The sequence below is a fragment of the Geopseudomonas sagittaria genome, assembly GCF_900115715.1.
GTDB lineage: Bacteria > Pseudomonadota > Gammaproteobacteria > Pseudomonadales > Pseudomonadaceae > Geopseudomonas > Geopseudomonas sagittaria.
The window spans coordinates 1-25,624 of the sequence record NZ_FOXM01000009.1; the positions used below are offsets into that span (position 1 = coordinate 1).

Annotated in this window: 19 protein-coding genes; 10 read left to right on the plus strand and 9 right to left on the minus strand. The window is 66.3% G+C overall.

Annotated features, from left to right (window positions below):
• Window positions 1–397: 397 nt before the first annotated feature.
• Window positions 398–1,741, minus strand: a complete 1,344-nt coding sequence (locus BM297_RS12045; protein ID WP_092431827.1) for a DEAD/DEAH box helicase — start codon at window positions 1,739–1,741, stop codon at window positions 398–400.
• A 289-nt stretch (window positions 1,742–2,030) separates the two neighbouring features.
• On the opposite strand from BM297_RS12045, the gene BM297_RS12050 reads away from it, so the two are divergent.
• Together BM297_RS12050 and BM297_RS12055 are read left to right on the plus strand one after the other, a co-directional pair.
• Window positions 2,031–2,939 carry a LysR family transcriptional regulator gene (locus tag BM297_RS12050; protein ID WP_092431830.1) on the plus strand — a complete coding sequence of 303 codons (909 nt, stop codon included), beginning with the start codon at window positions 2,031–2,033 and terminating at the stop codon, window positions 2,937–2,939.
• A gap of 91 nt (window positions 2,940–3,030) precedes the next feature.
• A complete protein-coding gene (locus tag BM297_RS12055) occupies window positions 3,031–3,585 on the plus strand; it encodes a peptidylprolyl isomerase (RefSeq protein ID WP_092431832.1) in 555 nt (184 codons plus the stop codon).
• 77 nt (window positions 3,586–3,662) lie between these two features.
• Here the strand turns inward: BM297_RS12055 and BM297_RS12060 are convergent, their stop codons facing one another.
• The gene (locus tag BM297_RS12060; RefSeq protein ID WP_092431834.1) at window positions 3,663–4,790 is read right to left on the minus strand and encodes a GNAT family N-acetyltransferase; all 1,128 of its coding nucleotides are present in this window, start codon (window positions 4,788–4,790) and stop codon (window positions 3,663–3,665) included.
• 88 nt (window positions 4,791–4,878) lie between these two features.
• Complete coding sequence (locus tag BM297_RS12065; protein WP_092431836.1) at window positions 4,879–6,201, minus strand: OprO/OprP family phosphate-selective porin; 1,323 nt, start codon at window positions 6,199–6,201, stop codon at window positions 4,879–4,881.
• A gap of 226 nt (window positions 6,202–6,427) precedes the next feature.
• On the opposite strand from BM297_RS12065, the gene BM297_RS12070 reads away from it, so the two are divergent.
• The 5 genes from BM297_RS12070 (at window position 6,428) to BM297_RS12090 (ending at window position 11,842) form a co-directional block, all read left to right on the plus strand.
• Complete coding sequence (locus tag BM297_RS12070) at window positions 6,428–6,802, plus strand: hypothetical protein (protein ID WP_092431839.1); 375 nt, start codon at window positions 6,428–6,430, stop codon at window positions 6,800–6,802.
• A gap of 54 nt (window positions 6,803–6,856) precedes the next feature.
• Window positions 6,857–8,824: an alkaline phosphatase D family protein gene (locus tag BM297_RS12075; protein ID WP_092431841.1), complete on the plus strand. Its 1,968-nt coding sequence runs from the start codon at window positions 6,857–6,859 to the stop codon at window positions 8,822–8,824.
• Between the two features lie 165 nt (window positions 8,825–8,989).
• Complete coding sequence (locus tag BM297_RS12080; protein ID WP_217648262.1) at window positions 8,990–9,745, plus strand: transporter substrate-binding domain-containing protein; 756 nt, start codon at window positions 8,990–8,992, stop codon at window positions 9,743–9,745.
• Between the two features lie 12 nt (window positions 9,746–9,757).
• On the plus strand, window positions 9,758–11,278 hold the full coding sequence (locus BM297_RS12085; protein ID WP_092431843.1) for a GGDEF domain-containing protein: 1,521 nt from the start codon (window positions 9,758–9,760) through the stop codon (window positions 11,276–11,278).
• A 36-nt stretch (window positions 11,279–11,314) separates the two neighbouring features.
• Window positions 11,315–11,842 (plus strand): hypothetical protein, encoded by a 528-nt coding sequence (locus BM297_RS12090; protein ID WP_092431845.1) that lies wholly within the window; start codon window positions 11,315–11,317, stop codon window positions 11,840–11,842.
• A 110-nt stretch (window positions 11,843–11,952) separates the two neighbouring features.
• On the opposite strand, the gene BM297_RS12095 is transcribed toward BM297_RS12090, so the two are convergent.
• The 3 genes from BM297_RS12095 to BM297_RS12105 all read right to left on the minus strand — a co-directional run bounded on the left by BM297_RS12095 (window position 11,953) and on the right by BM297_RS12105 (window position 18,303).
• Window positions 11,953–12,561 (minus strand): lipid-binding SYLF domain-containing protein, encoded by a 609-nt coding sequence (locus BM297_RS12095; RefSeq protein WP_092431847.1) that lies wholly within the window; start codon window positions 12,559–12,561, stop codon window positions 11,953–11,955.
• A gap of 433 nt (window positions 12,562–12,994) precedes the next feature.
• Complete coding sequence (gene hrpA, locus BM297_RS12100) at window positions 12,995–17,038, minus strand: ATP-dependent RNA helicase HrpA (RefSeq protein WP_092431849.1); 4,044 nt, start codon at window positions 17,036–17,038, stop codon at window positions 12,995–12,997.
• Between the two features lie 62 nt (window positions 17,039–17,100).
• On the minus strand, window positions 17,101–18,303 hold the full coding sequence (locus BM297_RS12105) for an MFS transporter (protein ID WP_092431851.1): 1,203 nt from the start codon (window positions 18,301–18,303) through the stop codon (window positions 17,101–17,103).
• A gap of 100 nt (window positions 18,304–18,403) precedes the next feature.
• Between BM297_RS12105 and BM297_RS12110 the strand changes: the two genes are divergently transcribed.
• Window positions 18,404–19,309 (plus strand): LysR family transcriptional regulator, encoded by a 906-nt coding sequence (locus BM297_RS12110; protein WP_092431853.1) that lies wholly within the window; start codon window positions 18,404–18,406, stop codon window positions 19,307–19,309.
• Between the two features lie 12 nt (window positions 19,310–19,321).
• On the opposite strand, the gene fadD1 is transcribed toward BM297_RS12110, so the two are convergent.
• Window positions 19,322–21,010: a long-chain-fatty-acid--CoA ligase FadD1 gene (gene fadD1, locus BM297_RS12115; RefSeq protein WP_092431855.1), complete on the minus strand. Its 1,689-nt coding sequence runs from the start codon at window positions 21,008–21,010 to the stop codon at window positions 19,322–19,324.
• A gap of 350 nt (window positions 21,011–21,360) precedes the next feature.
• Between fadD1 and BM297_RS12120 the strand changes: the two genes are divergently transcribed.
• Window positions 21,361–21,831 carry a MaoC family dehydratase gene (locus tag BM297_RS12120; protein WP_092431858.1) on the plus strand — a complete coding sequence of 157 codons (471 nt, stop codon included), beginning with the start codon at window positions 21,361–21,363 and terminating at the stop codon, window positions 21,829–21,831.
• Between the two features lie 134 nt (window positions 21,832–21,965).
• On the opposite strand, the gene ccoM is transcribed toward BM297_RS12120, so the two are convergent.
• Both ccoM and BM297_RS21870 read right to left on the minus strand, forming a co-directional pair.
• Entirely contained in the window at window positions 21,966–22,082 is a 117-nt protein-coding gene (gene ccoM / locus BM297_RS22295) for a cytochrome c oxidase subunit CcoM (RefSeq protein WP_280142154.1), read from the minus strand.
• Window positions 22,083–22,344: 262 nt separating this feature from the next.
• On the minus strand, window positions 22,345–22,506 hold the full coding sequence (locus tag BM297_RS21870; protein ID WP_092431860.1) for a hypothetical protein: 162 nt from the start codon (window positions 22,504–22,506) through the stop codon (window positions 22,345–22,347).
• A gap of 167 nt (window positions 22,507–22,673) precedes the next feature.
• Here BM297_RS21870 and rapA point away from each other — a divergent pair, with 167 nt between their 5' ends.
• Window positions 22,674–25,523, plus strand: coding sequence for an RNA polymerase-associated protein RapA (rapA, locus tag BM297_RS12130; protein WP_092431862.1), 2,850 nt, complete (start codon window positions 22,674–22,676; stop codon window positions 25,521–25,523).
• Window positions 25,524–25,624: the final 101 nt, after the last annotated feature.

Here is a 25,624-nt window from a genome sequence, read left to right on the forward strand (position 1 = left end):
GCCAGCGTTCAATCTGAGCCATGATCAAACTCTTCAGTTCACATCATTGCGGGTTTTGAGAAAACCCTAAACTTGGCTCAGCAATCGCAAATAAACTCATGAATTCACGAGACTACTTGTGACGCTGATAATCTTGCGACCATCAGTCTTATCTCACAAGCACCCACACGAATTGCTTGATTCAACTTGTTAAAGAGCGTTTCGATCAAGTCTTTCGTCTCAACCGAGGCCGCGAATTCTACAGCAGCCTTGCAACCTGTCAAGCGTTTTTCGAAATTTTCTTTTCTACTCAACCACTTGCGTAACTCTTCCGCTGAGACAACCCGGGGGCCGCTGCAGCGAGGAGGCGAATAATACAGCTTGGAAAAATGCTGTCAACACCTCCCCGCATACTTTTTCAGCCTTCCGCCGCACCCGGCTTCTTGCGCTTGGGTGCAGTGAAGCCATCGCCAATGGCAACCGGGGCCGGGCGACTCTTCTCGCTCTTGCGGGCCGAAGGTTTGCCACTGCCCGCGCTACCCTTGGTGGCAGCAGCGGACTTCTTCACCTGCTTCTTCTTTTTGCTGCCCGCTGCCTTGCCCGAAGCCTTGAGCTTCTTCGGTCCCTGATAGCTGCCCTGCAGCTCCTTGATCTGGCGGCGCTCGAACGACTGCTTCAGATAGCGCTCGATGCTGGACATCAGGTTCCAGTCGGTATGGCAGATCAGCGAGATGGCCAAGCCGTCCTGACCGACGCGCCCGGCACGCCCGATGCGGTGGACGTACTCATCACCGCTGCGCGGCATATCGAAGTTGATCACCAGATCGACCCCTCCAATATCCAGGCCGCGCGCCGCCACGTCGGTGGCGATCAGGACATTGATGCTGCCCTGGCGCAGGCGCTCGACGGCCAGCTTGCGCTCGTCCTGGGTCTTCTCACCATGCAGCACATAGGCCTTGACCGCAGAAGCCCGCAGCACACCCGCCAGACGATCGGCCTGGACACGGGTATTGGTGAAAACCATGGCCTGCTCGAAGGTTTCATGCGCCAGCAGCCATTGCAGCAGCCGCTCCTTGTGCTGCACATCGTCGGCCGTGATGATCTGCTGCTTGAGATTTTCGTTCAGGTCGTCACGACGGTTGAGCAGCAGCAGCTGCGGGTCGCGCAGGACCGCGCTCGCCACCTGCCCCAGTCCCCGCTCACCCGCGGTCGCCGAGAACAGCAGGGTCTGGCGCTCCTGCGGACAGGCCTTGGCAATCTTCAGCACGTCCTCGCTGAGCCCCATATCGAGCATGCGATCCGCCTCGTCGAGCACCAGCACCTCGATGTCGCCCAGTTTCAGGCTGCCAGTCTCGAGATGATTGAGCACCCGCCCCGGCGTGCCGATCACGACCTCGGGATTCTTGCGCAGGGCCGCAGCCTGTTCCTTGTAACCTTCACCACCGGTCACCAGACCGGCCTTGATGAAGGTGAACTGGGCGAAGCGCTCGACTTCCTTGAGCGTCTGCAGGGCCAGCTCGCGGGTCGGCAGCAGGATCAGGACGCGCGCGCCGGCTTGCGGTTTGCTGTCCTGCAGCAGGCGGTGCAGCAACGGCAACACGAAGGCAGCCGTCTTGCCGCTGCCGGTCTTGGCGGTCACGCGCAGGTCGCGACCTTCCAGCGCCGGAGGAATGGCCGCGACCTGAACCGGGGTCGGCTCTTTGAAGGACAACGTCGACAACGCCTTGAGCAAACGCTCATGCAAACCGTAATCAGCAAACACAGCCTACCTCGAATAATGAAAATCGCTGGCGCATAGACTACCGCGAGTCATCGCCCAGAAGTTGTTTTCCCTGCTGGCCGGCTCAACGCTTCTGCGGCAACGTTCCACGACCATAACCTTGGATATCTGGATTGGTCCCGATCATGTCATCCACTTGATCGAGAGAAGGCAGGCCGCAACGCAAAAAATCGATAAGAAATCCGAAAAAACTATTACAAACAATCATCTGAATTGATGTAATTTTATGCAAGCCCCCCCGCACAGAGTCGAGAGACAGGAGCATAGAGCGATGAAAGCGCCCCGCGTGACCCTCGAGCAGTGGCGCACCCTGCAAGCAGTGGTCGATCACGGTGGCTTTGCCCAAGCCGCGGAAGCCCTGCACCGCTCGCAATCATCGATCAGCTATACCGTCGCACGCATGCAGGAACAGCTCGGCGTGCCACTACTGCGCATCGACGGACGCAAGGCGGTGCTTACCGAAGCCGGAGCCCTGCTCCTGCGCCGTTCGCGACAACTGGTCAAGCAGGCCAGTCAGCTGGAAGAGCTGGCCCATCACATGGAGCAGGGCTGGGAGGCCGAGGTGCACCTGGTGCTGGACGCGGCCTATCCGACCCAGCAAGTGGTCAGCGCCCTCTCCGCCTTCATGCCACAAAGCCGCGGCTGTCGCGTGCTGCTGCGCGAAGAGGTGCTGTCCGGCGTCGAGGAAGCACTGATCGAAGGCAAGGCCGACCTGGCCATCAGCGGCCTGATCCTTCCCAGCCAGTTGGGCACCGACCTGGCCAACGTCGTATTCGTCGCCGTCGCCCACCCCGACCATACGCTGCATCGCCTGCAGCGCGAGCTGTCCTATCAAGACCTAGAAACCCAGTTGCAGATCGTCACCCGCGACTCCGGTCGCCGCCAGCAGCGTGACGTCGGCTGGCTCGGCGCGGAACAGCGTTGGACCGTCGGCAGCCTGGCGACCGCCGCCACCTTCGTCAGCAGCGGTCTAGGCTTCGCCTGGCTACCCCAGCACATGATCAGCCGCGAACTGGCCGAAGGCACGCTCAAGCCATTGCCGCTCAGCAACGGCGCCCGCCGGGAAATGCGTTTCTTCCTCTACCCTAACAAGGACCGCCAGATGGGCCCCGCCACCCGCATTCTCAGCGACCTGCTGCTTCAGCATGCGCAGAATTCGGCGGCGCCCGTACCGACATGAACCGCAGCAGCGCCAACCGGTCCAACTGATCCAACCGCCACCGCGGCACGCAAAATTACCTCACTCATCCACTACCACAGGAAGTCCACGCATGCTGAAAAAACTCGCCATCGCCGCCAGCACCCTGCTCTTCTCTTCCGTACTGCTGGCCGCCGAAGCCCCGCACGTAGTGCTCACCACCAGCCTCGGCGAAGTCGAGATCGAACTGAATGAGGAGAAAGCCCCGGTCAGCGTGAAGAACTTCCTCAGCTACGTCGACAGCGGCTTCTACAACGGCGTGCAGTTTCACCGGGTTATTCCCGGCTTCATGATCCAAACCGGTGGCTTCGCCGCCGACATGCAGCAGAAATCCCCCCAGGCGCCGATCAAGAACGAAGCCGACAACGGCCTGCACAACGTGCGCGGCACCCTGGCCATGGCGCGCACCAGCGACGTCAACAGCGCCACCAGCCAGTTCTTCATCAACCTGGCCGACAACGCCTTCCTCGATCACGGCGGTCGTGACTTCGGCTATGCGGTATTCGGCAAGGTGGTGCGTGGCATGGATGTAGTCGACCAAATTGCCCGTGTACGCACCGGCAACCGCGGCATGCACCAGAACGTGCCGGTCGAGCCGGTACTGATCGAGTCGGCCAAGCGCCTGTAATCCCGAGTCGGGTCATCGACGACAAAAAAGGCGAAGCCATGGCTTCGCCTTTTTATTCGCCCGCTCACTGGACTGCCCTACCCCTGCCGATACGGCAACGCCTTACGCGCCTCCTCGGCATAAGCCAGCACCCCGACGCGTTCCTGCACAAGAAAATCCGCCACCGCCGCACGCAGGCCCGGATGCCGCAGATAGTGCCAGGAGCGCGTCAGCACCGGCTCGAAGCCGCGGATCAGCTTGTGCTCGCCCTGCGCACCGGCATCGAAACGCTGGAGCCCCAGACTTATCGCCAGATCGAGGCCCTGATAGAAACAGGTCTCGAAGTGCAGACGGTCGAAATCGGCCAGGCAGCCCCAGTAGCGCCCATACAGGCACTCGCCATCCCGCAGGAAGAACGCCATGGCCACCGGCCGGCCACTCTGACGCGCCAGCACCACGCGGATCGCCTCGGGCATGCGCTCGGCCAGCAGACTGAAGAAGGCGCGAGTCAGATAGGGGCGCTGCTCGCGTACCGCATAGGTATTGGCGTAGCAGGCGTAGACGAAGTCCCACTCCACCTCGCTCAGCTGCTCGCCCTCGCGCCAGTCGAAGTCGATGCCCTGCCCCGCCACCTGCTCGCGCTCCTTGCGCATCTGCTTGCGCTTGCGCGAAGCCAGCGCATCGAGAAAGTCCTGGAAATCCCGATAGCCACGATTGAACCAGTGAAACTGGCAGCCCAGCCGCTCCAGCCAGCCTTCGCGCCCGGCGATCACCCCATCGGCGAAGGCATCGGTGAAGTTCACATGCAGCCCAGACAGCCCCTCACCAGCCACCCGCAGGGCCAGGCCATCGAGCAACCGACCGGCATCCGCCGCGTCCCGCGCCAACAGGCGGGCACCGGCCACCGGCGAAAACGGCACTGCCGCCAGCAGCTTGGGGTAGTAGGGGATGCCAGCGCGCTGACAGGCGTCGGCCCAGGCCCAGTCGAACACGTATTCGCCGCGCGAATGGTTTTTCACATAAGCCGGCATCGCAGCCAACAGCTTTCCCTGCGTGTCGCGCAGCAATCGATGGGCCGGCTGCCAGCCGCGGCGCACAGCGACACTGCCACTGTCTTCCAGCGTCGACAGAAAGGCATGGCGCAGGAAGGGCTGAGCATCGGGCAGCTGGCTGTCCCACTCGGAAGCGGACATATGGGTAAGGGAGTGCAGTATCTGGATCGTCATCGATACAGTCTGGTCCTCCATGCACACGAAAAAAAGCCCCGCCAGAAGGCGGGGCTTTAATGGGGCTGTTGCGGATGAAGCGTACTGCTTAGAACACGTACTGGGCGCGCATCACGAAGCCGTCGCCGTCGTCGTCGCCAGCGTCGTTGGTGATGCCGTCGGTCTTGACCTTGACGTAGGTGGCGCTCAGGCGAACAGCCTCGTTGGCGTACCAGTTCACACCCAGGTTGTGGGTCTGGCCGTCGACCTCACCGATTTCGCGGATGGCGACGCCCTGAGTCAGGCTCAGACCGTTGTCGTCTTCCACAGTGAAGTCATCGTAACGGTAGAAGACTTCCCAAGCACCGATCTGCTTGTTCTCCGGCTTGATCTTGTCGAACTTGCCGAGCTTGTACTCGCGAGCCTCGCCGGTCAGGGTATAGGCAGCCTGGACATAGAAGCCGTCGGCCTCGATGTCTTCAGTGACGTCGGCATTATCACCAGCTTCCAGAGTACGCTGCATGTACTCGCCCTGCAGGGAGAACGGGCCGGTTGCCCAAGCCGCTTCCACACCCCAGGCGGTATCCTTGTCGAAGTCACCTGCATCAGCGTTGTTAAAGCCGCCGAATGCAGCACGGTTGCCGTTCTTGGCTTCGGTGCCGCCCTCGGTCGCTACACCGCGCATACCCATACGGCTGCGGAAACGACCATCGTAGCCCTCGTCGTCAGCATTGCGCTGGGCGAAGTTGGCGCCGAGGTGCAGGACATTGCCGGTTTCATGCAGCGGGGCGAAGACACCACGCAGGTTGACCTGCTTGGTGCTCTGGCCGTTGTCGTCGCCGTTGTCCTTGGAACTCAGGGTAACAGCACCAAGCAGGGAGTCAGCATAGGTACCGACGACTTCGATACCCATACCATCCTGATGGCTGTTGACCCAGTCCATCAGGTCATAGTTGGCGTTGCGCTCCGGAGCGGTCACCCACTTGGAGCTGGTGGCCTTTTCCAGACCGAAGATCGGATCGAAGCGACCTACCCGGATCTGTACCGGATCCCAGCCGGTGTAGGTGATCGAGGCTTCGTCGAAATAGCCGTTGTCTTCGCTGCCGGCGTTGTGGGCGAAGTCATAGTTGATCTGGTATTTCCAGTCCTTGTAGGCAACACCGGAAATTTCCAGGAAGGCGCGACGGAAATAGGCCGCATCCTCGGTATCGCCAGACGCCGTGTAGAAACCGTCAAACTGGCTGTAGTCAGCCTGCAGACGGCCGCCCACCTTGAAGGCGAACTCCTTGTCAGCGGTAGCGACTTCCAGACCACCCTTGGTCTTGAGGACGATATCGGCGCCATCGGTGGTCACGGTACCGGCAACGGCTTGAGCGGAAACGGCCAGGGCCAGGGCGCTGGCGGCAATGCCGGCGAAGTGCTTGCGGATCATCAAGGATTCCCCTTATACGATTTGACGTTGGTAAACACGCGGGCCTGGCCCGTTTCGATCTGGGGGGAATATTCGCGGCTGACTGTGTCAGCCAGGTTGCTCATATGTAAAAGTTTTATTACAACGGAACTTATTCATTCCGAATTCGCATATGTGCAACGATGCTGTTGACCGCCCCCATCCGGAGCGTCAAGGACGCGCCTCAGCGCAGAACGGAGCCCTTCCCATGTCCACCCGACCACCCAAGCTCGGCCACTACGCCCTCGGCGCCATCCTCGCCTGTTCGCTGGTCAACCTGCTGGTACGCACCGTCCTCAAGGTCGGCGGGGTGTTCGCCACCCTGCTGGTTGCTGCCCTGGTTGCGTTCGGCCTGGCCCTGGTGTTTCGCTGGCGCACCGGCCGGCGACCCTATCCGGTCGAGCGCCGCGCGCTGGTCGCCTTCTACGCTCTCGGTCTCGGCCTGCTGTATGCCGGCCTGCTGGCGCTGATGTACCTCAAGGAGGAACCCGGCCTGCCCGGCCAATTGCTGTTCGCCGCCCACTACCTAGCCTACCCGCTGCTGGCCTGGATCGCCCTGACGCCGGAGCGCAACGGCGAATGAACCGAACGCCCGTCGCACTGACCAAGGCGAGGTCACTCGCCGCATTTGTGAAACATGAACGCCCTATCCTTGCCTGAAGCTCATACCGCCGACCTGCCCCTCGTCCTCGCCGGCCCGCTGCTGCGCCGCCTCGAAGCCCGGCGCCTGGTGCTCTGGCTGGTCGGTTCGCGCCCGCTGGACGCCCGCCTGCAACTGACCTGGGACGATCCGCAGCGCGGCATGGTTGAGCTCGACCTGCCGCTCGACGACTCCCGCTGCCAGCACCTGGCCGTCGGCCGCCACGCTTGCCTGCACCTGATCGATGTGCAGCTGGACGAGCCGCTGCCGGCCGACACCTTCATTTATTACGATCTAGCTATAGAAGAAGACGGTGCGACCCTGGCCATCGCCGACTGGGCGCCGCATCTGTTGTATCCCGGCCAGACGCGGCCGAGCTTCGTGCGCCGCGGCCGGCTCGACCACCTGCTGCACGGCTCCTGTCGCAAGCCGCACCATCCGAGCAAGGACGGCCTGCTGCAGGCCGACGTCCTGATCGAAGCCAGCCGCGAACAGCCTGGCAAACGCCCCGCATTACTGATGCTGAGCGGCGACCAGGTCTACGCCGACGACGTCGCCGGGCCGATGCTGGCCGCCATCCACCAGCTGATCGAGCGCCTCGGCCTGTACGGCGAACACCTCGACGGCGCCACGGTCAGCACCAGCGAGGCGCTCTACGCCCATCCGGCCGGCTACTACCGGCGCGAGGACCTACTGCCCGCCTACACCGCCAACGCGGAACTGCGCGAACGCTTCTTCGGTGGCGTCAGGAAGCCGGTGTTCACCAGCGCCAACGCCCACAACCACTTGGTCACCTTCGCCGAAGTGCTGGCCATGTACCTGCTGGTCTGGTCGCCCGCGCCTTGGCGGCTGATCGTCCCGCGCCTGCCGGAGCTGCCCGAGCACCTCACCGCCCGCTATCACGCAGAGGAGCCGCTGATCCGAGCCTTCGTCGCCGACCTGCCGCAGGCGGCGCGCGCCATGGCCCACCTGCCGTGCCTGATGATTTTCGATGACCACGACATCACCGACGACTGGAACCTCTCGGCGCGCTGGGAACAGACCGTCTACAGCCACCCCTTCTCGCGGCGTATCGTCGGCAACGCCCTGCTCGGCTACCTGCTCTGCCAGGGCTGGGGCAACTGCCCGGACGCCTTCGCCACCGAGTTGCCGGCGATCCGCGACCTGCTCGCCGCGCCGGACCACCAGCAACGACTGATCGCCGAGACCCAGGACGCGATCATCGGCCGCCTGCTCGCCTTCAACCGCTGGCACTACAGCCTGCCCGCCCAGCCACTGTTATTGGTGCTCGACACCCGCACCCGCCGCTGGCGCAGCGAGAGCACCCTCAGCCGCCCCTCCGGACTGATGGACTGGGAAGCCCTCTGCGAGCTGCAGCACGCCCTGCTCGACGAGCCGGCGGTGGTCATCGTCTCGCCGGCGCCGATGTTCGGCGTCAAGCTGATCGAGATCGTCCAGCGCCTGTTCACCTGGGCCGGCTACCCGCTGCTGGTCGACGCGGAAAACTGGATGGCTCACCGCGGCGCAGCCAAGGTGATGCTCAACATCTTCCGCCACTCGCGCACCCCGGCGAACTACGTGATCCTCTCCGGCGACGTGCACTACTCCTTCGCCTACGAGGTGCACATCCGCCACCGCGACAGCGGTCCGCGCATCTGGCAGATCACCAGCAGCGGCATCAAGAACGAATTCCCGCGACGCCTGCTCGACTGGTTCGACCGCCTCAACCGCTGGCTGTACGCGCCGCACTCGCCGCTCAACTGGTTCACCAAACGGCGCAAGATGCAGATCACCCCGCGCATCCCCAGCCGCAGTCAGCGTGGCGAACGCCTGTGGAACGGCGCCGGCCTCGGTCAGGTGCACCTCGACGAGCGCGGCCGGCCCAGCGAGATCCGCCAGCTGAACGCCGACGGCTCGACGCCGACACGCTTCGAGGCGACCGAGCGGGACGAGCTGCACGGCTGAACGCCGAGGTAGCCACGGGTCTTTCGCCAACACGGCTCGCGCGTGTTGCCCTGGCTGCTGCGCAACACCGGGTTGATCCAGGTCAGCCGGCGGCATGCCATGGCGCTGGCGCTGGCATTACAATGCCATCAATGAGAGCCATATAACCGCACAAGGACCTCGACGATGCGCCCCGGACTGACTGCTCTATCCCTGCTGATGCTCGGCCTGCTGCTGGTCCGGGGCGCCCATGCCGAAACCCTGCGGATCGCCACCGAGGGCAACTACGCCCCGTTCAGCTACTTGGCCGACAACGGCAGCCTGGCGGGTTTCGACGTTGAGATCGCCCAGGCTCTGTGCCGGCAGATGCGCGTCGATTGCGAAGTCCAGGCGATCGTCTGGGACAAGCTGATCCCCAGCCTGGAGTCAGGCCAGGTGGACATGATCGTCGCCAGCATGGCGCGTACCGCGGAGCGCGAGCAGCGCGTCGCCTTCAGCGACTACTACTACCAGTCACACTCGGTATTCGCCGGCAAGGCCGGCATCGCCGCCGATACCTCGCCCGGGGCGCTGGCCGGCCTGCGCCTGGCGATCATCCGCGGCACCATCCAGGCCACCTTCGCCAGGGAGCGCTATCCGCAGAGCCCACTGCTGCTGGTCGCCCACCAGGAGGAAGCCTTCGCCATGCTGTTGGCCGGCAAGGCCGACCTGGTGCTGGCCGATACCATCAACCTGCTCGATTTCCTCCAGCAGCCGAGGGCGACCGGCTACGACTTCATCGGCCCGCCCCTGCTTGGCGATACCCTGAGCAGCAAGGCGCACATTGCCGTGCGCAAGAACGACCGTCTGCTGAGTCGGGTCAACCGCGCGCTGGAAGCCATCCGCCTCAATGGCATCTACGATCGCATCAACCGCCACTATTTTCCCTTCAGCATCTACTGAGGGCCATCGCGCATGACTCACCCGCCCCCGCACGCGCACTTCCGCCCCCGCCTGGCTACCACCGTGCGGCTGGGGCTGAGCGGCCTGCTGCTGTTCAGCCTGGCCGTCTGGCTGTCTCTGCCCCTGCTCGGCGGTATCGTCGACAAGGCCAACCAGGTGCGCGACGAGTATCTGCCCGACCTGACCCGCTGGCGCTACAACACCCAGCGCACCGAGCAGCTCTACGGCTTCATCCAGACGCTCTACTGGAGCAACGATGCCCAGGTGGCGCGCAGCAGCCGCCTGCAAGCCCAGGTGCTGCTCGACAGCTTCGCCTTCGAGCCGGGCAATGCATTGGCAGCCCAGGCCACACGGATCCTCCTCGACATCCAGACTCTGGCCCGCCTGCGCGACAGCCAGCGCGCCACCCTGCATGAGGTGCAGACCCTAGCCGGCGCCCTGCTACGCGACGATGCCATCTCCGACGACAGCGCCCGCTTCGCCGCCTCCTGCACCCGGCTCGGCCTGATCGGTACCGACTGGCAGGCCCTGCGCCAGGAAGCCGACCAGTTGCAGACCCGCCTCCCGGCCGGGCCTGCGAAGAATGCCCTCGCCGAGCTGCAGAGCCGCTTCACCCAACTGCAGGCGCTGGAAACCCAGGTCGGCCAGACCTACCAGCAGGCCCTCGGCCAGCAGAAGCAACTGGCCGCCACCCTCAACACCGACACGGCGCTCAAGACCCAGCAGATCGCCATGGCCGTCGAGAAGGAAGCGAACCAGGTCCGTCACTACGGCCTGCTGACCATGCTGCTGTTCGGCGCCATCACCCTCGCCATGCTCTACGCCTTCCAGCGCTTCCTGCTGCGGCCGATCCTGCACTGCACCCAGGCGCTGGAACAACTCAACACCAGGCAAACGGTCCATCTGCCGGGGCGCACCCTGTTTCATGAACTGGACACCATCTGCCAGAGCGTGAGCCAGTACAGCGACATGACCCGCCAGCAGCAGCACGTCAACCAGGAGCTGATGCAGCTGTCCCAGCAGGATGGCCTGACCGGCCTGAGCAACCGGCGCCATTTCGACAACGTGCTCGCCGTCGAACACGCCCGCGCCTGCCGCCACGCTCAAGACCTGGCGCTGATCCTCATCGACATCGACCACTTCAAGGCGCTCAACGACCGCTACGGCCATCTGTTCGGCGACGACTGCCTGCGCCAGCTGGCCGGCGTGCTACGCCGCTTCAGTCGACGCCCGGGCGACCTCGCCGCCCGTTACGGCGGTGAGGAGTTCGCCCTGATCCTGCCGGGAATGAACCTGGAGCAGAGCCGGCAACTGGCCGAACGGGTGCGCCAGGCCATCGCCGAGCTGACCACCCCCACCGACTCGGGCGAGGTCGTACACTTCACAGCCAGCGCGGGACTGATCCACACTAGCAATGCCCCCCGGCACACACCGGAGAGCCTGATTCATCAGGCCGACCTCGCCCTCTACCGGGCCAAGCAACTGGGCCGCAACCGGGTGGAAGTCGCCGGGGAAGCCGTCCCGCAGAGCTGACCCGCGCGCAGACGCGTGACAAGACCGGAGAGAAGCATGCTGCCCCGTACCCTCGAACAACTGGACGCCCTGCGCGACGAGTGCAAGGCCATGGTCACCAGGCGCGCCGGCCTGTCCGCCGGGGCGGCGGTGCTGCCGATCCCCGGCCTCGACCTGGGCGCCGACATCGCCCTGCTGGTCGAACTGATCCCGGCGATCAACCAGAAGTTCGGCCTCGCCCCCGAGCAGATTGAGGGCCTAGACCCGAAGCTCAAGCGGGTGATCCTGATCGGCGCCACCAGCCTCGGCAACAAGATGATCGGCAAATGGGTGACCCAGCAGCTGGTCATGCAGACGCTCCAGCGCGTCGGCATCCGCGTCACCACCAAGACGGTGGCCAAGTTCGTGCCCATCCTCGGCCAGGCCCTGGCCGCCTCGATCAGCTTCGGCGCGATGAAGCTGCTCGGCAACGCCCATGTCGACGATTGCTACGCGGTGGCGAAGAAGGCCCTGCTGGCGCAGGAGCCGGAGCAGGTAAGGGTGATCGAGGTAACTCCGGACATGGTCGAGATCGCCCGGCCCTGACCGCCCCGTCACACTGGACACCGCTCGCTGAAGGAAGATCAGCCGAGATCGATTTCCCTGCGCCCGACAGCGCGTGACCTCCCCCTGCCGGGCGCGGGGAAACGAGACAACTACTTGGTGATCTTGGTGATCTTGGTGCCTTGGATGCCGATCCCCGCCATCAGCCCCTTCTGGCCGAAGACGAAGGCATAGATGTCTTCCTTCATGGTTGCTGTAGTGGCGTTGCGCGCCATCCCCTCGTCCACGACCACCACGGTCGGGCCGACCCCCACCTCGAAGCCCTCCGCCTTGCTGAACGCCTGGAACGCCGCGTCGGTCATGAACATCATCGCGTAGCCATACTTCTGCACGCCGGCCTGCAGGCCATAGGAGGCCCCGGCGGTGCTGTAGTAGCCGACGGTCTTGCCGCCCCGGATCAGCACACCCTCACCGTACTGACCGCCGACCACCAGCCCCGCCTTGGTGATGCTCGGGAAAACCAGGATCGCCTGCGCCCGCTCGCCCAGCGCCTTGGCGGCTGGTACGTCCGCATACAGCGACTGCAGGGCGGCATGCGCCTCCTTGCTGAGCACTGCCGCCTCCGCGGCAACGGCAGTGCTTGCTGAAAATGCCAGAAAGACGCTCATGATAGTGGCGATCAATGCCTTCCACGTCTTGCTGAAGAACACGAGCGGTTCGGTTGTCGGCAAAGCGGTTGAGACTGATTGGCCAAGCTTCATGGTGCACCTCGTTGATTGTGAAAACCCACTGCGCGCCAAGCCGGAGCCCTTTCCCGCCGCGTCAAGGCACACGGGAAAGGGCCTCGCCGCGTCCGGCGGACCGGCCTGACCGGATGAGATCCCGGTGCCTGTCACGTGCCGCACGATGAGCGCAGTGGGCATACGCTGGTGTGCGCTTCAAAAACGCTAGTTCGCGTCGGGAAGGAGGTCAATTTGGTGGGCAGGCCATTTGCCGCAGGCTGGAGGCGTTGCTGCCCCGCCAATCGGAGGCACGGCAAATGGAAAGGGCGAGGCGAATAACCCAGCAGGCCGGGGTGAGGCAAGCGCTGCGCCCTGCACCTATCTCTGTGCCAGGGACGCGGAGCGTCCCGGACTGCATTCCCACGCCGAGCGATGGAACGATCGGGTCACGGCCACGGCATGTGGCGGGCCGTCAGGACTCCACCGCCGCCCACTGCTTGCCCAGGCGCTTGTCCGACACCGCCATCCGGGTCCCCAGCTGCTGGGCGAACAGCGACACCCGGTACTCCTCGAGCATCCAGCGGTACAGGGTCAGCTCGGGGTCGCGCTTGCCTTCCTGCTGGTGTTTCTTCAGGCGCGTCTGGTACTGCTCCCAGTAGCCGGCCAGTTCGCCGCTCCACACGCGGTCGCGCTGCAGCTGGCTGCCGACCTTGTCCAGACGCTGCTCGATGGCCTTGAGGTAGCGCGGGTATTCCCTGAGCCATTCGGCCGGGGTCTGGCGCACGAAGCCGGGGTAGACCAAGTGGCCGAGCTGGGCCTTGATGTCGTTGAGGGCGACGGCCATGGCCAGGTCGATGCGCCCCTTGAAGCGCTTCTGCAAGCCATGCCAGAGCTTGAGGATTTCCAGGGTCAGTTTGGCCAGGCGCTCGGCGTGTTCGGTCCAGCCGCCGCGCTTCTGTTCGGCGAGGCTGGCCAGCGCGGCGCCGTCGCGCGGCAGCGGGCTCTGCCCTTCGAGGATGCAGCTGTCCAGGCTGGCCAACAGGATGTCCTCGACCAGCGCGTCGACGCGACCCAGGTCGCGGTACAGCAGGCCCAGCTCGGTGAGCCCCGGCAGGCGGGTGCGCAGGTACTTGGCCGGCTCGGCCAGCTGCTGCAGCAGCAGGCGCTGCAGGGCGCGACGGTGCTGGAATTCGGCCTCCATCTGGGTCGGGAAGCGACCTTCCTTGACCACCCCGCCCTCCTCGACCAGCGCCGGGTAGACGGTCAGCGACAGGCCGGCGATCTTCTGCTGGGTCTGCGCCTCGACGGCGGCGAAGTCGCGGGCGGCGACCGGCCTGGCCTCGCCCTTGCTCGCCGGTAGCGCCAGCGCGGCCTGGCTGGCCTCGGCGAAGCGCGCGGTCAGTTCGGCGAGGTCGCGGCCTTCGCCGAGGAACTTGCCGTGCGCATCGACCACCTCGATGTTCATCTTCAGGTGGCTTTCCAGCTGGGCGGCGGCGTCCGCCCAGGCCTCTTCCGGCACACGGGCGCCGGTCATGCGGGTCAGCTCGCGGCCCAGCGCCTCGGGCAGCGAGCCCTCGCCGAAGGCCAGCTTGGCCAGTGCCGCGCCGACGAAGTCCGGCACCGGCACGAAGTTCTTGCGCAGCGCCTTGGGCAGGTTGCGCACCAGCGCCACGCACTTGCTTTCCAGGAGGCCCGGCACCAGCCAGTCGAGGCGCTCGGCCGGCAGTTGCGGCAGCAATGGCGCCGGCACGCGCAGGGTGACGCCGTCACGCGGATGGCCGGGCTCGAAGTGGTAGGCCAGCGGCAGCTGCAGGCGGCCGATGCTCAGGCTGTCCGGGTACTGCTGCGCGGTGATCTCGCTGGCCTCGCGGGCCAGCACGTCTTCCTCGCGCATGATCAGCAGCTGCGGGTTCTTCGCACTCTCGCGCTTGTACCAGGTCTCGAAGCTGGCGGTCTGGTAGATGTCCGCCGGCAGACGCGCGTCGTAGTAGGCGTACAGGGTTTCCTCGTCGGCGAGGATGTCGCGGCGACGCGCCTTGGCTTCCAGCTCATCGAGCTTGTCCAGCAGCTGGCGGTTGGCGGAGAGGCACCGGGCGCGGCTGTTGATCTCGCCGCGCACCAGGCCCTCGCGGATGAACAGCTCCCTTGCCGCTGCCGGATCGATGGGCCCGTAGTGCACCGCACGGCGGCCGACCACGATCAGGCCGTAGAGGGTGATCTGCTCGAAGGCCACCACCTGGCCGCGCTTCTTCTCCCAGTGCGGCTCGAGGTGGTTCTTCTTGACCAGGTGCGGCGCCAGCGGCTCGATCCAGTCCGGCTCGATCTTCGCCACCATGCGCGCGAACAGCTTGGTGGTCTCCACCAGCTCGGCGGCCATGATCCACTGCGGGCGCTTGCGCGACAGCGCGCTGGACGGATGGATCCAGAAGCGCCGCTGGCGGGCGCCGAGGTAGTCGCCCTCCTCGGCCTTCTGGCCGACCTGGCTGAGCAGACCGGCGAGGATCGCCTTGTGCACCGCCGCGTAGTTCTTCAGCGACTGCGCCACCTGCTGGCGCTCGCCCTGGGCGGCGACCGCCTGACGGGCGCGCTGGTCCAGCTCGCCGCTGACCTTGGCTGCCGCAGTCGGCTTGGCCGCGCTCTCCGGCGCCTCGGCCTTGTTCAGCGCCAGCTTGAGGTCGCGGCAGGTCAGCAGCAGCTGGCGGTGGGCGTCGCGCCACTCGCGCAGGCGCAGATAGTTGAGGAAGTTCTTGCGGCACCAGCTGCGCAGGGCGCTGGAGCCGAGCGCCTGGCGCTGTTCCTCGAAGCCGTGCCACAGGTTGATCAGCGCGGCGAAGTCGGAGTCGACGTCCTTCCACTGCGCGTGGGCCTGGTCGGCGGCCTGCTGGCGGTCGGCCGGGCGCTCGCGCACGTCCTGCACCGACAGCGCGCTGGCGACGATCAGCACTTCGGCGAGACTGCCCTGCTGGGCGCCTTCCAGCAGCATGCGGCCGAGCCGCGGATCGATCGGCAGGCGCGCCAGCTGGCGGCCCAGCGGGGTCAGCTGGCCCTCGCGGTTGACCGCCGACAGCTCCTGCAACAGGTTGAAGCCGTCGTTGATCGCCTTGCCTTCCGGCGGCTCGATGAACGGGAAGTCCTCGATGCTGCCCAGGCGCAGGTGCAGCATCTGCAGGATTACCGCGGCGAGGTTGGTGCGCAGGATCTCCGGATCGGTGAACTCGGGGCGGGCGAGGAAATCCTCCTCGGCGTACAGGCGCACGCAGATACCCGGCTCGACCCGGCCGCAGCGGCCCTTGCGCTGGTTGGCGCTGGCCTGCGACACCGCCTCGATGGGCAGGCGCTGGACCTTGGAACGGTAGCTGTAGCGACTGATCCGCGCGGTGCCGCTGTCGATCACGTAGCGGATGCCCGGCACGGTCAGCGAGGTTTCCGCCACGTTGGTGGCCAGCACGATCTTGCGCCCGGACAGCGGCTGGAAGATTTTCTGCTGCTCGGCCGGGGTCAGGCGCGCATACAGCGGCAGGATCTCGGTGTGACGCAGGTTGGCCTTGCGCAGCACCTCGGCGCAGTCGCGGATCTCGCGCTCGCCGGGGAGGAACACCAGCACGTCGCCGGGACGCTGGCCGACGCTGCGCTCGTGGGCGGCCAGCTCGTCGAGGGTGGCGAGGATGCCCTGATCGACCGACAGGTCTTCCTCGACGCGGTTGCCGTCCGGGTCGACCTCGGCGGTCAGCGGCCGGTACCAGGTTTCCACCGGGTAGGTGCGCCCGGACACCTCGACCACCGGCGCCCCGCCGAAGTGCTTGGAGAAGCGCTCGAGGTCGATGGTCGCCGAGGTGATGATCACCTTGAGGTCAGGGCGGCGCGGCAGCAGGGTCTTCAGGTAGCCGAGCAGGAAATCGATGTTCAGGCTGCGTTCGTGGGCCTCGTCGACGATGATCGTGTCGTAGCGCTCGAGGTGGCGGTCGTGCTGGGTCTCGGCGAGCAGGATGCCGTCGGTCATCAGCTTGACCAGGCTGCTGTCCTTGCTCTGGTCCTCGAAGCGCACCTGGTAGCCGACCAGTTCGCCAAGCGGCGTGCCCAGCTCCTCGGCGACGCGGGTCGCCACGCTGCGCGCGGCCAGGCGGCGCGGCTGGGTGTGGCCGATCAGGCCGTGGCTGCCGCGGCCCAGCTCCAGGCAGATCTTCGGCAGCTGGGTGGTCTTGCCCGAGCCGGTCTCGCCGGCGATCACCACCACCTGGTGCTTGGCGATGGCCGCCTTGATCTCGTCGCGGCGCGCGGCGATCGGCAGCGCATCGTCGTAGCGGATGCGCGGCACGCTGGCCAGGCGCGCCTCGACCTTGGCGGCGGATGCCTGGAAGCGCTCCAGCCACTGCGCCAGCCTGGTCTCATCCCACGCTGGCGTGCCCGACTGCTTGCGCAGCTCGTGCAGCTGGCGGCGCAGGCGATGACGGTCGGCGATCAGCGCCTGGTCGAGGTTCTTCAGCAGCTGGTCGAAGGCGGGCGTGGCATCACTCATCGGGCGGGAGTCGGCTTGCTATTCAGGGGGCGGCGATTGTCGCAGATTTGCTCGCCAGCGGGTCAGCCCTCGGCGTCGGCGGCCAGCGCGACGCCGCGCCGCCCGAGCGCCAGCCAGATCCCCAGTGCCACCACGCCCAGCGCCGCGCCGGCACTGCACACCCCGGCCCAGCCGTATGCCTCGAACAGCGCCGCCGAAGCCAGCGAGCCCAGCGCACCGCCGATGAAGTAGCCGGTCATGTAGCCGGCGTTGATACGGCTGCGCGCCTCTGGGCGCAGCCGGTAGACCTGGTTCATGTTGCTGACGTGGGTCAGCTGCACGGCCAGGTCGAGCACCACCACGCCAAGCAGCAGAGCCGCCAGCGAAGTGTCGCCGAAGCCCAGCGGCAACCAGGACAGGGCGAGCAGCAGCAAACCCAGGCTGGTGGCCTGCGCCCCACGCCCGCTGTCGGCCATGCGCCCGGCCTGGCTGGCGGCCAATGCGCCGACCGCACCGACCACGCCGAACAGGCCGATCACCCCGTCGGAATAGCCATAGGGCTCGGCCGACAGCAGGAAGGCCAACGGCGTCCAGAGCATCGCGAACATGGCGAAGCTCAGGCCGCCGAGCAGCGTGCGCAGACGGAATTCGGGCTCGTCGCGGAACAACTGGGCCACCGAGGCCAGCAGGCGCGGATAGCCGATGCGCTCCGGGTGACGATAGCGCGGCAGGGCGAACCACAGGGCCAGTGCGGTGATCGTCATCACCGTAGCCGCCAGCAGGTACACGCTGCGCCAGTTGCCCAGCGCGGACAGCGTGCCGGCCACCGTGCGCGCCAGCAGGATGCCCAGCAGCAGGCCGCTCATCAACGTGCCGACCACCCGGCCGCGCTCGTGCGGCGCGGCCAGGGTTGCCGCGAAAGGCACCAGCACCTGGGCGACCACCGAGAACATCCCGGCCAGCGCGGTGCCTAGCAGCAGCACTGTAAAGCTGGGCGCCAGCGCACTGAGCAACAGGCCGCCGGCGACCACCAGGGCCATGCCGACGATCAGCCCCCGTCGCTCCAGCAAGTCGCCCAGCGGCACCAGCAGGATCAGGCCGACGGCATAGCTGACCTGAGCGGTGGTGACGAGCATGCCGGCCTTGGCATAGGAGAGGTCGAACTGCTCGGCCAAAGTCTGTAGCAGCGGCTGGTTGTAGTAGTTGCTGGCCACCGCCACGCCAGTGGCGAAGGCCATCAGCAGGACCAGCCAGCGGCTCAGAGAGGGGGTTGGGTGTGCGTGCATCGCGTCGGCCTCGCAGGGTGGGGAGGCAGTATCGGCCCGACGCTGTAATGACAGAAATGAATTGTTAAGATCACTGCAATCGCATAACAAGATTAAAATCATGAACCTCAAGCAGCTCGAATTCGCCATTGCCGTCGCCGAGGAAGGCAACTTCACCCGTGCTGCCGAGCGCTGCAACGTGGTGCAGTCGGCACTCAGCCACCAGATCGCCCGCCTGGAGGAGGAGCTGGGCACGCGCCTGTTCGAGCGCCGGCCACGGCAGGTGCTGGTGACAGCCGCCGGCGAGGCGCTGCTGGAGCAGGCGCGCCTGGCGGTGGAGGCCACGCGGCGGATTCCGGCGGCGGTCGCCGCGGTAGCCGGCGAGGTGCGCGGCAGCCTGACGGTCGGGATGATCTCTTCGCTCGACCTGTTCGACATCGTCCAACTGCTGGCGGCCTTCCACACCCGCTTCGCGCAGATCGACATCGCCCTGCGTCAGGAGCACAGCGAGATCCTGCTGGAGGCCGTGCGCAAGCGCAGCATCGATCTGGCGTTCATCGGGGTGCCGGCCAGCACGCTACTGGAGGGCGTCGAAAAACGCCTGCTGGCCGAAGAAGAGCTGGTCGCGGTCCTCCCCCCCGGCCACTCGCTGGCGGGCCGCGAGCGCCTGCATCTCGAGGAGATCCAGTATTTGCCGCTGGTCGACTTTCCCGCCGGCAGCAGCGCCCGCCAACAGACCGACGAGGCCTTCGCTGCCCTCGGCCTGCCCCACCGGGTTCGCTTCGAGATCAGCCACATTGACCTGATGGCGCGTTTCGTCCGCGGCGGCATGGCGATCGGACTCGCGCCCACCAGCACCGCCGCCACCTTTGACGGCCTGACGCGCATACCCGTCTGCGACGCGCCCAAGCGCAGGGTCTTCGCCATCTGGGCGAGTACGCCGACACCGGCGACCCGAGAGCTGCTGAGCGAGCTGGAAACGCTCCTGGCGCGAACCGGCCTCACGGCAGCACCAAGCATCCCGTAGACCGACTGCAACTCAGGCCGCCGTGCGCTTCTTCAACTCCTCGTCGCGCAGCTCCCGGCGCAGGATCTTGCCGACGTTGCTGGTCGGCAGACTGTCGCGAAACTCCACCTGGCGCGGCAGCTTGTAGCCGGTGAGGTTGGCGCGCATGTGCGCCAGCACCTGCTCGGCGCTGAGCTCGGCGCCCGGCTTGCGCACCACGAACAGCTTGACCGCCTCGCCGGTCTTCTCGTCCGGCACGCCAATGGCGGCGCCGATCTGCACCCCCGGCAGGCTGGCCAGCACTTCCTCCAGCTCGTTGGGATACACGTTGAAGCCGGAGACCAGGATCATGTCCTTCTTGCGGTCGACGATGCGGATGTAGCCATCGGGCTGGATCACCGCGATGTCGCCGGTCTTCAGCCAGCCGTCGGCGTCCAGCACCTCGGCGGTGGCCTCCGCACGCTGCCAGTAGCCCTTCATCACCTGCGGCCCCTTGACGCACAGCTCGCCGGGTACGCCGAGGCCCAGATCGTTGCCGGCCTCGTCGATCACCTTGCACAGGGTCGATGGCACCGGAATGCCGATGGTTCCGGGCTGGTTGTGCTGGCGCGGGTTGACCGCCACCACCGGGCTGGTTTCGGTGAGGCCGTAGCCTTCGCAGATGGCGCAGCCGGTGATTTCCTTCCAGCGCTCGGCGCTGGTCTGCTGCAGGGCCATGCCGCCGGAGATGGTCAGTTTCAGCCCGGAGAAGTCGAGACGGCGGAACGCCTCGTTGTTGCACAGGGCGACGAACAGGGTGTTGAGGCCGACAAAGCCGTTGAACCGCCACCTGGCCATTTCGCCGACCATCGCCGGCAGGTCGCGCGGGTTGGTGATCAGCACGTTGTGGTTGCCCATCAGCATCATCGCCATGCAGTGAAAGGTGAAGGCGTAGATGTGGTACAGCGGCAGCGGCGTGATCAGCACCTCGCAGCCCTCGCCGAGGTTGTCGGCCATCAGCGCCTGGCACTGCAGCATGTTGGCGATCAGGTTGCGGTGGGTGAGCATGGCGCCCTTGGCCACCCCGGTGGTGCCGCCGGTGTACTGCAGCACCGCCACCTCGCCGGGCTGCGGCGCGGCTTCGCGCAGCGGCCGGCCACGGCCGCGCGCCAGCACTTCGGTGAACTTCACCGCCTGCGGCAGGTGGTAGGCCGGCACCAGCTTCTTCACGTAGCGCACCACCGCGTTGACCAGCCAGCGCCTGAGCGGCGGCAGCAGGTCGCCGACCTCGGTGACGATCACCCGGCGCACGCCGGTATGCGGCAGCACCTCCTCGGCCAGGTGCGCCATGTTGGCCAGACAGACGAGGGCCTTGGCGCCGGAGTCGTTGAACTGGTGCTCCATCTCCCGCGCGGTGTACAGCGGGTTGGTGTTGACCACCACCAGCCCCGCGCGCAGGGCGCCGAACATGGCGATGGGAAACTGGATCAGGTTGGGCAACTGGATGGCGATGCGATCGCCGGGGGCCAGATCGGTGTGCTCCTGCAGCCAGGCGGCGAAGGCACCGGACAGTTCATAGAGTTCGCCGTAGCTGAGGGTGCGGCCGAGGTTGCTGAAGGCCGGCTTGTCGGCAAAGCGCTGACAGGATTCGCGCAGCACCGCGAGGATGTGCGGATAGCGGTCGGGATCGATCTCGGCTGCGACGCCTGCCGGGTACTTGTCCGTCCAGAAGTTTTCGGTCATCGCGACTCCCCCGAGCGACTGCGCCTGTCGACCGCAGCGGGAACACGAGTCCGCGCTCCCTCGCCTGCCGTGGCGCTTTGTTATGTATGGCCCGCACCGGCGCGCATCGCAAGCAGCGCGGGCCCGGCGGGTGCCGGTCGAGGATAACAGCTCCCCGCCAGCGCCAACCAGCGGCGGGCCGGGCCGCAGGGGAAGTCGGTCACAGCTTGCACTGCCTGGCCGGCCCCAGCACCCGATGTAGCGGTCGTCAGCAGCGAGTCTGTACCGTATCCTGCCAGCCGTTCGCCCCGGGCAGGACTCGCTGCCCCCAGACACGCGAACGCTAGCCACTCGATGAGCCAGGAGAATCCATGAGTCTGGTAGAAAACACCCCCTACGCTGAACTGCAGGTCGGCCAGAAGGCCACCTATCAGCGCACCGTGGAAGAGCGCGACATCCAGCTGTTCGCCGAGGTTTCCGGCGACCGCAATCCGGTGCATCTGGATGCCGAATACGCCGCCACCACCCAGTTCAAGGAGCGCATCGCCCACGGCATGCTCACCGGTGCGCTGATCAGCGCGGCCATCGCCTGCACCCTGCCCGGGCCGGGCACCATCTACCTCGGCCAGAACCTGCGCTTCACCCGCCCGGTGAAGCTCGGCGACGCGCTGACCGTGGAGCTGGAAGTGCTGGAGAAGCTGCCGAAGAACCGCGTGCGCATCGCCACCCGGGTACTCAACCAGCAGGGCAAGGCCGTGGTGGATGGCGAGGCCGAGGTCATGGCGCCGCAGGACAAGCTGAGCATCGCCCTGACCGAACTGCCGCCGATCAGCGTGGGCTGAACCCGCTACGGCAGACACGACAACGCCCGCAATTGCGGGCGTTGTGCCGTTCAGGGACTTTCTGCAGGCAAAAAAATAGGCGACCGAAGTCGCCTTAAATGCCTTGCGTGCTCGTGTATCGGGAAGGATCGGCGCTACTTCTTGCTGCCTTTCTGTGCGTCCTTCCAGACGAAATATCCAAAACCTCCCAAGAAGCCGGCAGTCAACACCACGATTACGATGCCTGCGATTACTACTTCATCCATAAACATGGTTTGTTTCTCCGCGCTGTCTTGCTGTTGGAGCCAGAATACCCATGCGCTCGGCCGGGAAATTGACCCGGATCAACAGGCACCCACGACCTTGCCGGCGAAGGCAGGCAAATCCTGACGCAGATCAACGGAAGCACGGGCTGGCGAACGCGGCAGCCTCCGCCGATGATGGGCGCGTGCGCGCACGCCCCTGCACAGGCGGGTCGATAACGGTCATGGACGGCGCGGCGCGTCCAGGGCGGACACCGGCCGGCGAGCGGGCTCAGCGCTTCTTCGGCTTGCCGCGGGCCTTGCTCTTCTTCTTCGCGGTCAGCGGCAGCGCCTGCTCGAACGCCTGGCGCATGTCCTGCAGGCGCTTCTCGTGCAGGTCGTGGATGCGCCGCTCGCGCTCGGCGGCGAAGTCGACCAGGGTTTCGTCACTCATGGCAGCGCTCCTGCGGCGGTGGATGGACTGGGCGGGCGACGGAGACTCCGTCGGTCATTCCATGATGCGCAGTTGCGCCGGCCATGACCAGCCCGCGGTTGTCTTTGGCCTGCCCGGCACGCTTCCGCTAAAATGCCGCATTCATCTTTTCGTGTCTGGAGACATGCATGGCGCAGTATCAACCGGGGCAACGCTGGATCAGTGACAGCGAGGCGGAGCTGGGGCTGGGAACCATCCTCGCGCAGGACGGCCGACTCCTCACCGTTCTCTATCCGGCGACCGGCGATACCCGGCAGTACGCGCTGCGCAATGCACCGCTGACCCGCGTGCGTTTCTCGCCCGGCGACGAGATCACCCACTTCGAGGGCTGGAAGCTGACCGTGCAGGAAGTCGAGGACGTCGACGGCCTGCTGGTCTACCACGGCCTCAACGGCGAGCACGAAGCCCGCACCCTGCCGGAAACCCAGCTGTCCAACTTCATCCAGTTCCGCCTGGCCAGCGACCGCCTGTTCGCCGGGCAGATCGACCCGCTGCCGTGGTTCGCCCTGCGCTACCAGAGCCTCGAGCACAGCAGCCGCCTGCAGCAGTCCTCGCTGTGGGGCCTGTCCGGCGCCCGCGCTCAGCCGATCGCCCACCAGCTGCACATCGCCCGCGAAGTCGCCGACCGCGCCAGCCCGCGCGTGTTGCTGGCCGACGAGGTGGGGCTGGGCAAGACCATCGAGGCCGGCCTGATCCTGCACCGCCAGCTGCTGTCCGGCCGCGCCCGCCGCGCGCTGATCCTGGTACCGGAAAACCTCCAGCACCAGTGGCTGGTGGAAATGCGCCGGCGCTTCAACCTGCAGGTCGCCCTGTTCGACGCCGAGCGCTTCATCGAGAGCGACGCCGACAATCCGTTCGAGGACTGCCAGCTGGCGCTGGTCGCCCTCGACTGGCTGCGCGAGGACGTGCGCGCCCAGCAGGCCGTGCTCGACGCCGAGTGGGACCTGCTGGTGGTCGACGAAGCCCACCATCTGGTCTGGCATCCGGAAGGCGCCAGCGCCGAATACCGCCTGGTCGAGGAGCTGGCCGCCAACATCGCCGGCGTCCTGCTGCTCACCGCCACCCCCGAACAGCTCGGCCTGGAAAGCCACTTCGCCCGCCTGCGCCTGCTCGACCCGGACCGCTTCCACGACCTGGAGACCTTCCGCGCCGAGAGCGCCCAGTACCAGCCGGTGGCCGAAGCCGTGCAGGAGCTGCTCGACCACGGCAAGCTGTCCAGCGCGGCGCGCGCGGCGATCCACGGCTTCCTCGGCAACCAGGGCGACGAGCTGCTGGCCAGCGTCGAGGCCGGCGACGAGGAAGCGCGCGCACGCCTGGTCCGCGAGCTGCTCGACCGCCACGGCACCGGCCGCGTGCTGTTTCGCAACACCCGCGCCGCGGTGCAGGGCTTCCCCGAGCGCCAGCTGCACCCCTACCCGCTGCCCAGCCCGGCCGAGTACCTGGAGCTGCCGGTCGGCGAGCATGCCGACCTCTACCCGGAAGTCGGCTATCAGGCGCAGCAGGAGGACGAGAGCGACGACAGCCAGCGCTGGTGGCGCTTCGACCCGCGCGTCGAGTGGCTGATCGACACCCTGAAGATGCTCAAGAAGGTCAAGGTACTGGTGATCTGCGCCCACGCCGAGACTGCCCTCGACCTGGAGGAGGCGCTGCGCGTGCGCTCCGGCATCCCGGCCACGGTGTTCCACGAAGGCATGAGCATCCTCGAGCGCGACCGCGCCGCCGCCTACTTCGCCGACGAGGAATTCGGCGCCCAGGTGCTGATCTGCTCGGAAATCGGCAGCGAGGGCCGCAACTTCCAGTTTGCCCACCACCTGGCGCTGTTCGACCTGCCGGCCCACCCGGACCTGCTCGAGCAGCGCATCGGCCGCCTCGACCGCATCGGCCAGCAGCACACCATCCAGCTGCACGTGCCCTACCTGGAAAACAGCGCCCAGGAGCGCCTGTTCCAGTGGTACCACCAGGCGCTGAACGCCTTCCTCAACACCTGCCCGACCGGCAACGCCCTGCAGCACCAGTTCGGCCCGCGCCTGCTGCCGCTGCTCGAGGCCGGCGACGACGGCGAGTGGGCGCAGCTGCTCGGCGAAGGCCAGGCGGCCCGCGAAAGCCTGGAAACCGAGCTGCACAGCGGCCGTGACCGCCTGCTCGAACTCAACTCCGGCGGCGCCGGCGAAGGCGAGGCGCTGGTCGAGGCGATCCTCGAACAGGACGACGAGTTCGCCCTGCCGATCTACATGGAAGCGCTGTTCAACGCCTTCGGCATCGAAAGCGAGGACCATTCGGAAAACGCGCTGATCCTCAAGCCCAGCGAGAAGATGCTCGACGCCGGCTTCCCGCTCGGCGACGACGAGGGCGTCACCGTCACCTACGACCGCAACCTGGCGCTGGCCCGCGAGGACATGCAGTTCCTCACCTGGGAGCACCCGATGGTGCAGGGCGGCATGGACCTGGTGATCTCCGGCTCGATGGGCAACACCTCGGTGGCGCTGATCAAGAACAAGGCGCTGAAGCCCGGCACCGTGCTGCTCGAACTGCTCTACGTCGGCGAGGTGGTGGCGCCGCGCGCCCTGCAGCTCGGCCGTTACCTGCCGCCGGCCGCGCTGCGCTGCCTGCTCGACGCCAACGGCAACGACATGGCCTCGCGGGTCAGCTTCGAGACCCTGCACGACCAGCTGGAGAGCGTGCCGCGCTCGAGCGCCAACAAGTTCGTCCAGGCCCAGCGCGATCAGTTGAGCAAGCTGATCGCCATCGGCGAAAGCAAGGCGGCCCCCCGCCATGCCGAGCGCGTCGCCGAGGCCGCACGCCGCTTCGCCGCCGAGCAGGACGAGGCGCTGGCGCGCCTGGAAGCCCTGCGCGCGGTCAACCCCAGCGTGCGCGACAGCGAGCTGGACAGCCTGCGCCAGCAACGCGAACAGGGCCTGGCCCTGCTGGAGAAGGCCGCTCTGCGCCTGGAAGCGATCCGCGTGCTGGTCGCCGGCTGAGCGCCACGTTCATCCTGTGGGAGGCCCGACCTCGGGGCGAAGCTCTTCGCTCCGTGGCGGGCCTGCGGCCCGTAGTGCCGCGAGGTCGCGCCTCCCACAAC

What these genes read in the sequence shown, in the direction of transcription:
- BM297_RS12110 (WP_092431853.1), top strand. Translation starts at nt 18,404, where the DNA reads ATGAACCTCAAGCAGCTCGAATTCGCCATTGCCGTCGCCGAGGAAGGC.
- fadD1 (WP_092431855.1), bottom strand. Translation starts at nt 21,010, where the DNA reads ATGACCGAAAACTTCTGGACGGACAAGTACCCGGCAGGCGTCGCAGCC.
- BM297_RS12120 (WP_092431858.1), top strand. Translation starts at nt 21,361, where the DNA reads ATGAGTCTGGTAGAAAACACCCCCTACGCTGAACTGCAGGTCGGCCAG.
- BM297_RS12050 (WP_092431830.1), top strand. Translation starts at nt 2,031, where the DNA reads ATGAAAGCGCCCCGCGTGACCCTCGAGCAGTGGCGCACCCTGCAAGCA.
- hrpA (WP_092431849.1), bottom strand. Translation starts at nt 17,038, where the DNA reads ATGAGTGATGCCACGCCCGCCTTCGACCAGCTGCTGAAGAACCTCGAC.
- BM297_RS12080 (WP_217648262.1), top strand. Translation starts at nt 8,990, where the DNA reads ATGCGCCCCGGACTGACTGCTCTATCCCTGCTGATGCTCGGCCTGCTG.
- BM297_RS12085 (WP_092431843.1), top strand. Translation starts at nt 9,758, where the DNA reads ATGACTCACCCGCCCCCGCACGCGCACTTCCGCCCCCGCCTGGCTACC.
- BM297_RS12055 (WP_092431832.1), top strand. Translation starts at nt 3,031, where the DNA reads ATGCTGAAAAAACTCGCCATCGCCGCCAGCACCCTGCTCTTCTCTTCC.
- BM297_RS12105 (WP_092431851.1), bottom strand. Translation starts at nt 18,303, where the DNA reads ATGCACGCACACCCAACCCCCTCTCTGAGCCGCTGGCTGGTCCTGCTG.
- BM297_RS12090 (WP_092431845.1), top strand. Translation starts at nt 11,315, where the DNA reads ATGCTGCCCCGTACCCTCGAACAACTGGACGCCCTGCGCGACGAGTGC.
- BM297_RS12095 (WP_092431847.1), bottom strand. Translation starts at nt 12,561, where the DNA reads ATGAAGCTTGGCCAATCAGTCTCAACCGCTTTGCCGACAACCGAACCG.
- rapA (WP_092431862.1), top strand. Translation starts at nt 22,674, where the DNA reads ATGGCGCAGTATCAACCGGGGCAACGCTGGATCAGTGACAGCGAGGCG.
- BM297_RS12060 (WP_092431834.1), bottom strand. Translation starts at nt 4,790, where the DNA reads ATGACGATCCAGATACTGCACTCCCTTACCCATATGTCCGCTTCCGAG.
- BM297_RS21870 (WP_092431860.1), bottom strand. Translation starts at nt 22,506, where the DNA reads ATGAGTGACGAAACCCTGGTCGACTTCGCCGCCGAGCGCGAGCGGCGC.
- ccoM (WP_280142154.1), bottom strand. Translation starts at nt 22,082, where the DNA reads ATGTTTATGGATGAAGTAGTAATCGCAGGCATCGTAATCGTGGTGTTG.
- BM297_RS12070 (WP_092431839.1), top strand. Translation starts at nt 6,428, where the DNA reads ATGTCCACCCGACCACCCAAGCTCGGCCACTACGCCCTCGGCGCCATC.
- BM297_RS12075 (WP_092431841.1), top strand. Translation starts at nt 6,857, where the DNA reads ATGAACGCCCTATCCTTGCCTGAAGCTCATACCGCCGACCTGCCCCTC.
- BM297_RS12065 (WP_092431836.1), bottom strand. Translation starts at nt 6,201, where the DNA reads ATGATCCGCAAGCACTTCGCCGGCATTGCCGCCAGCGCCCTGGCCCTG.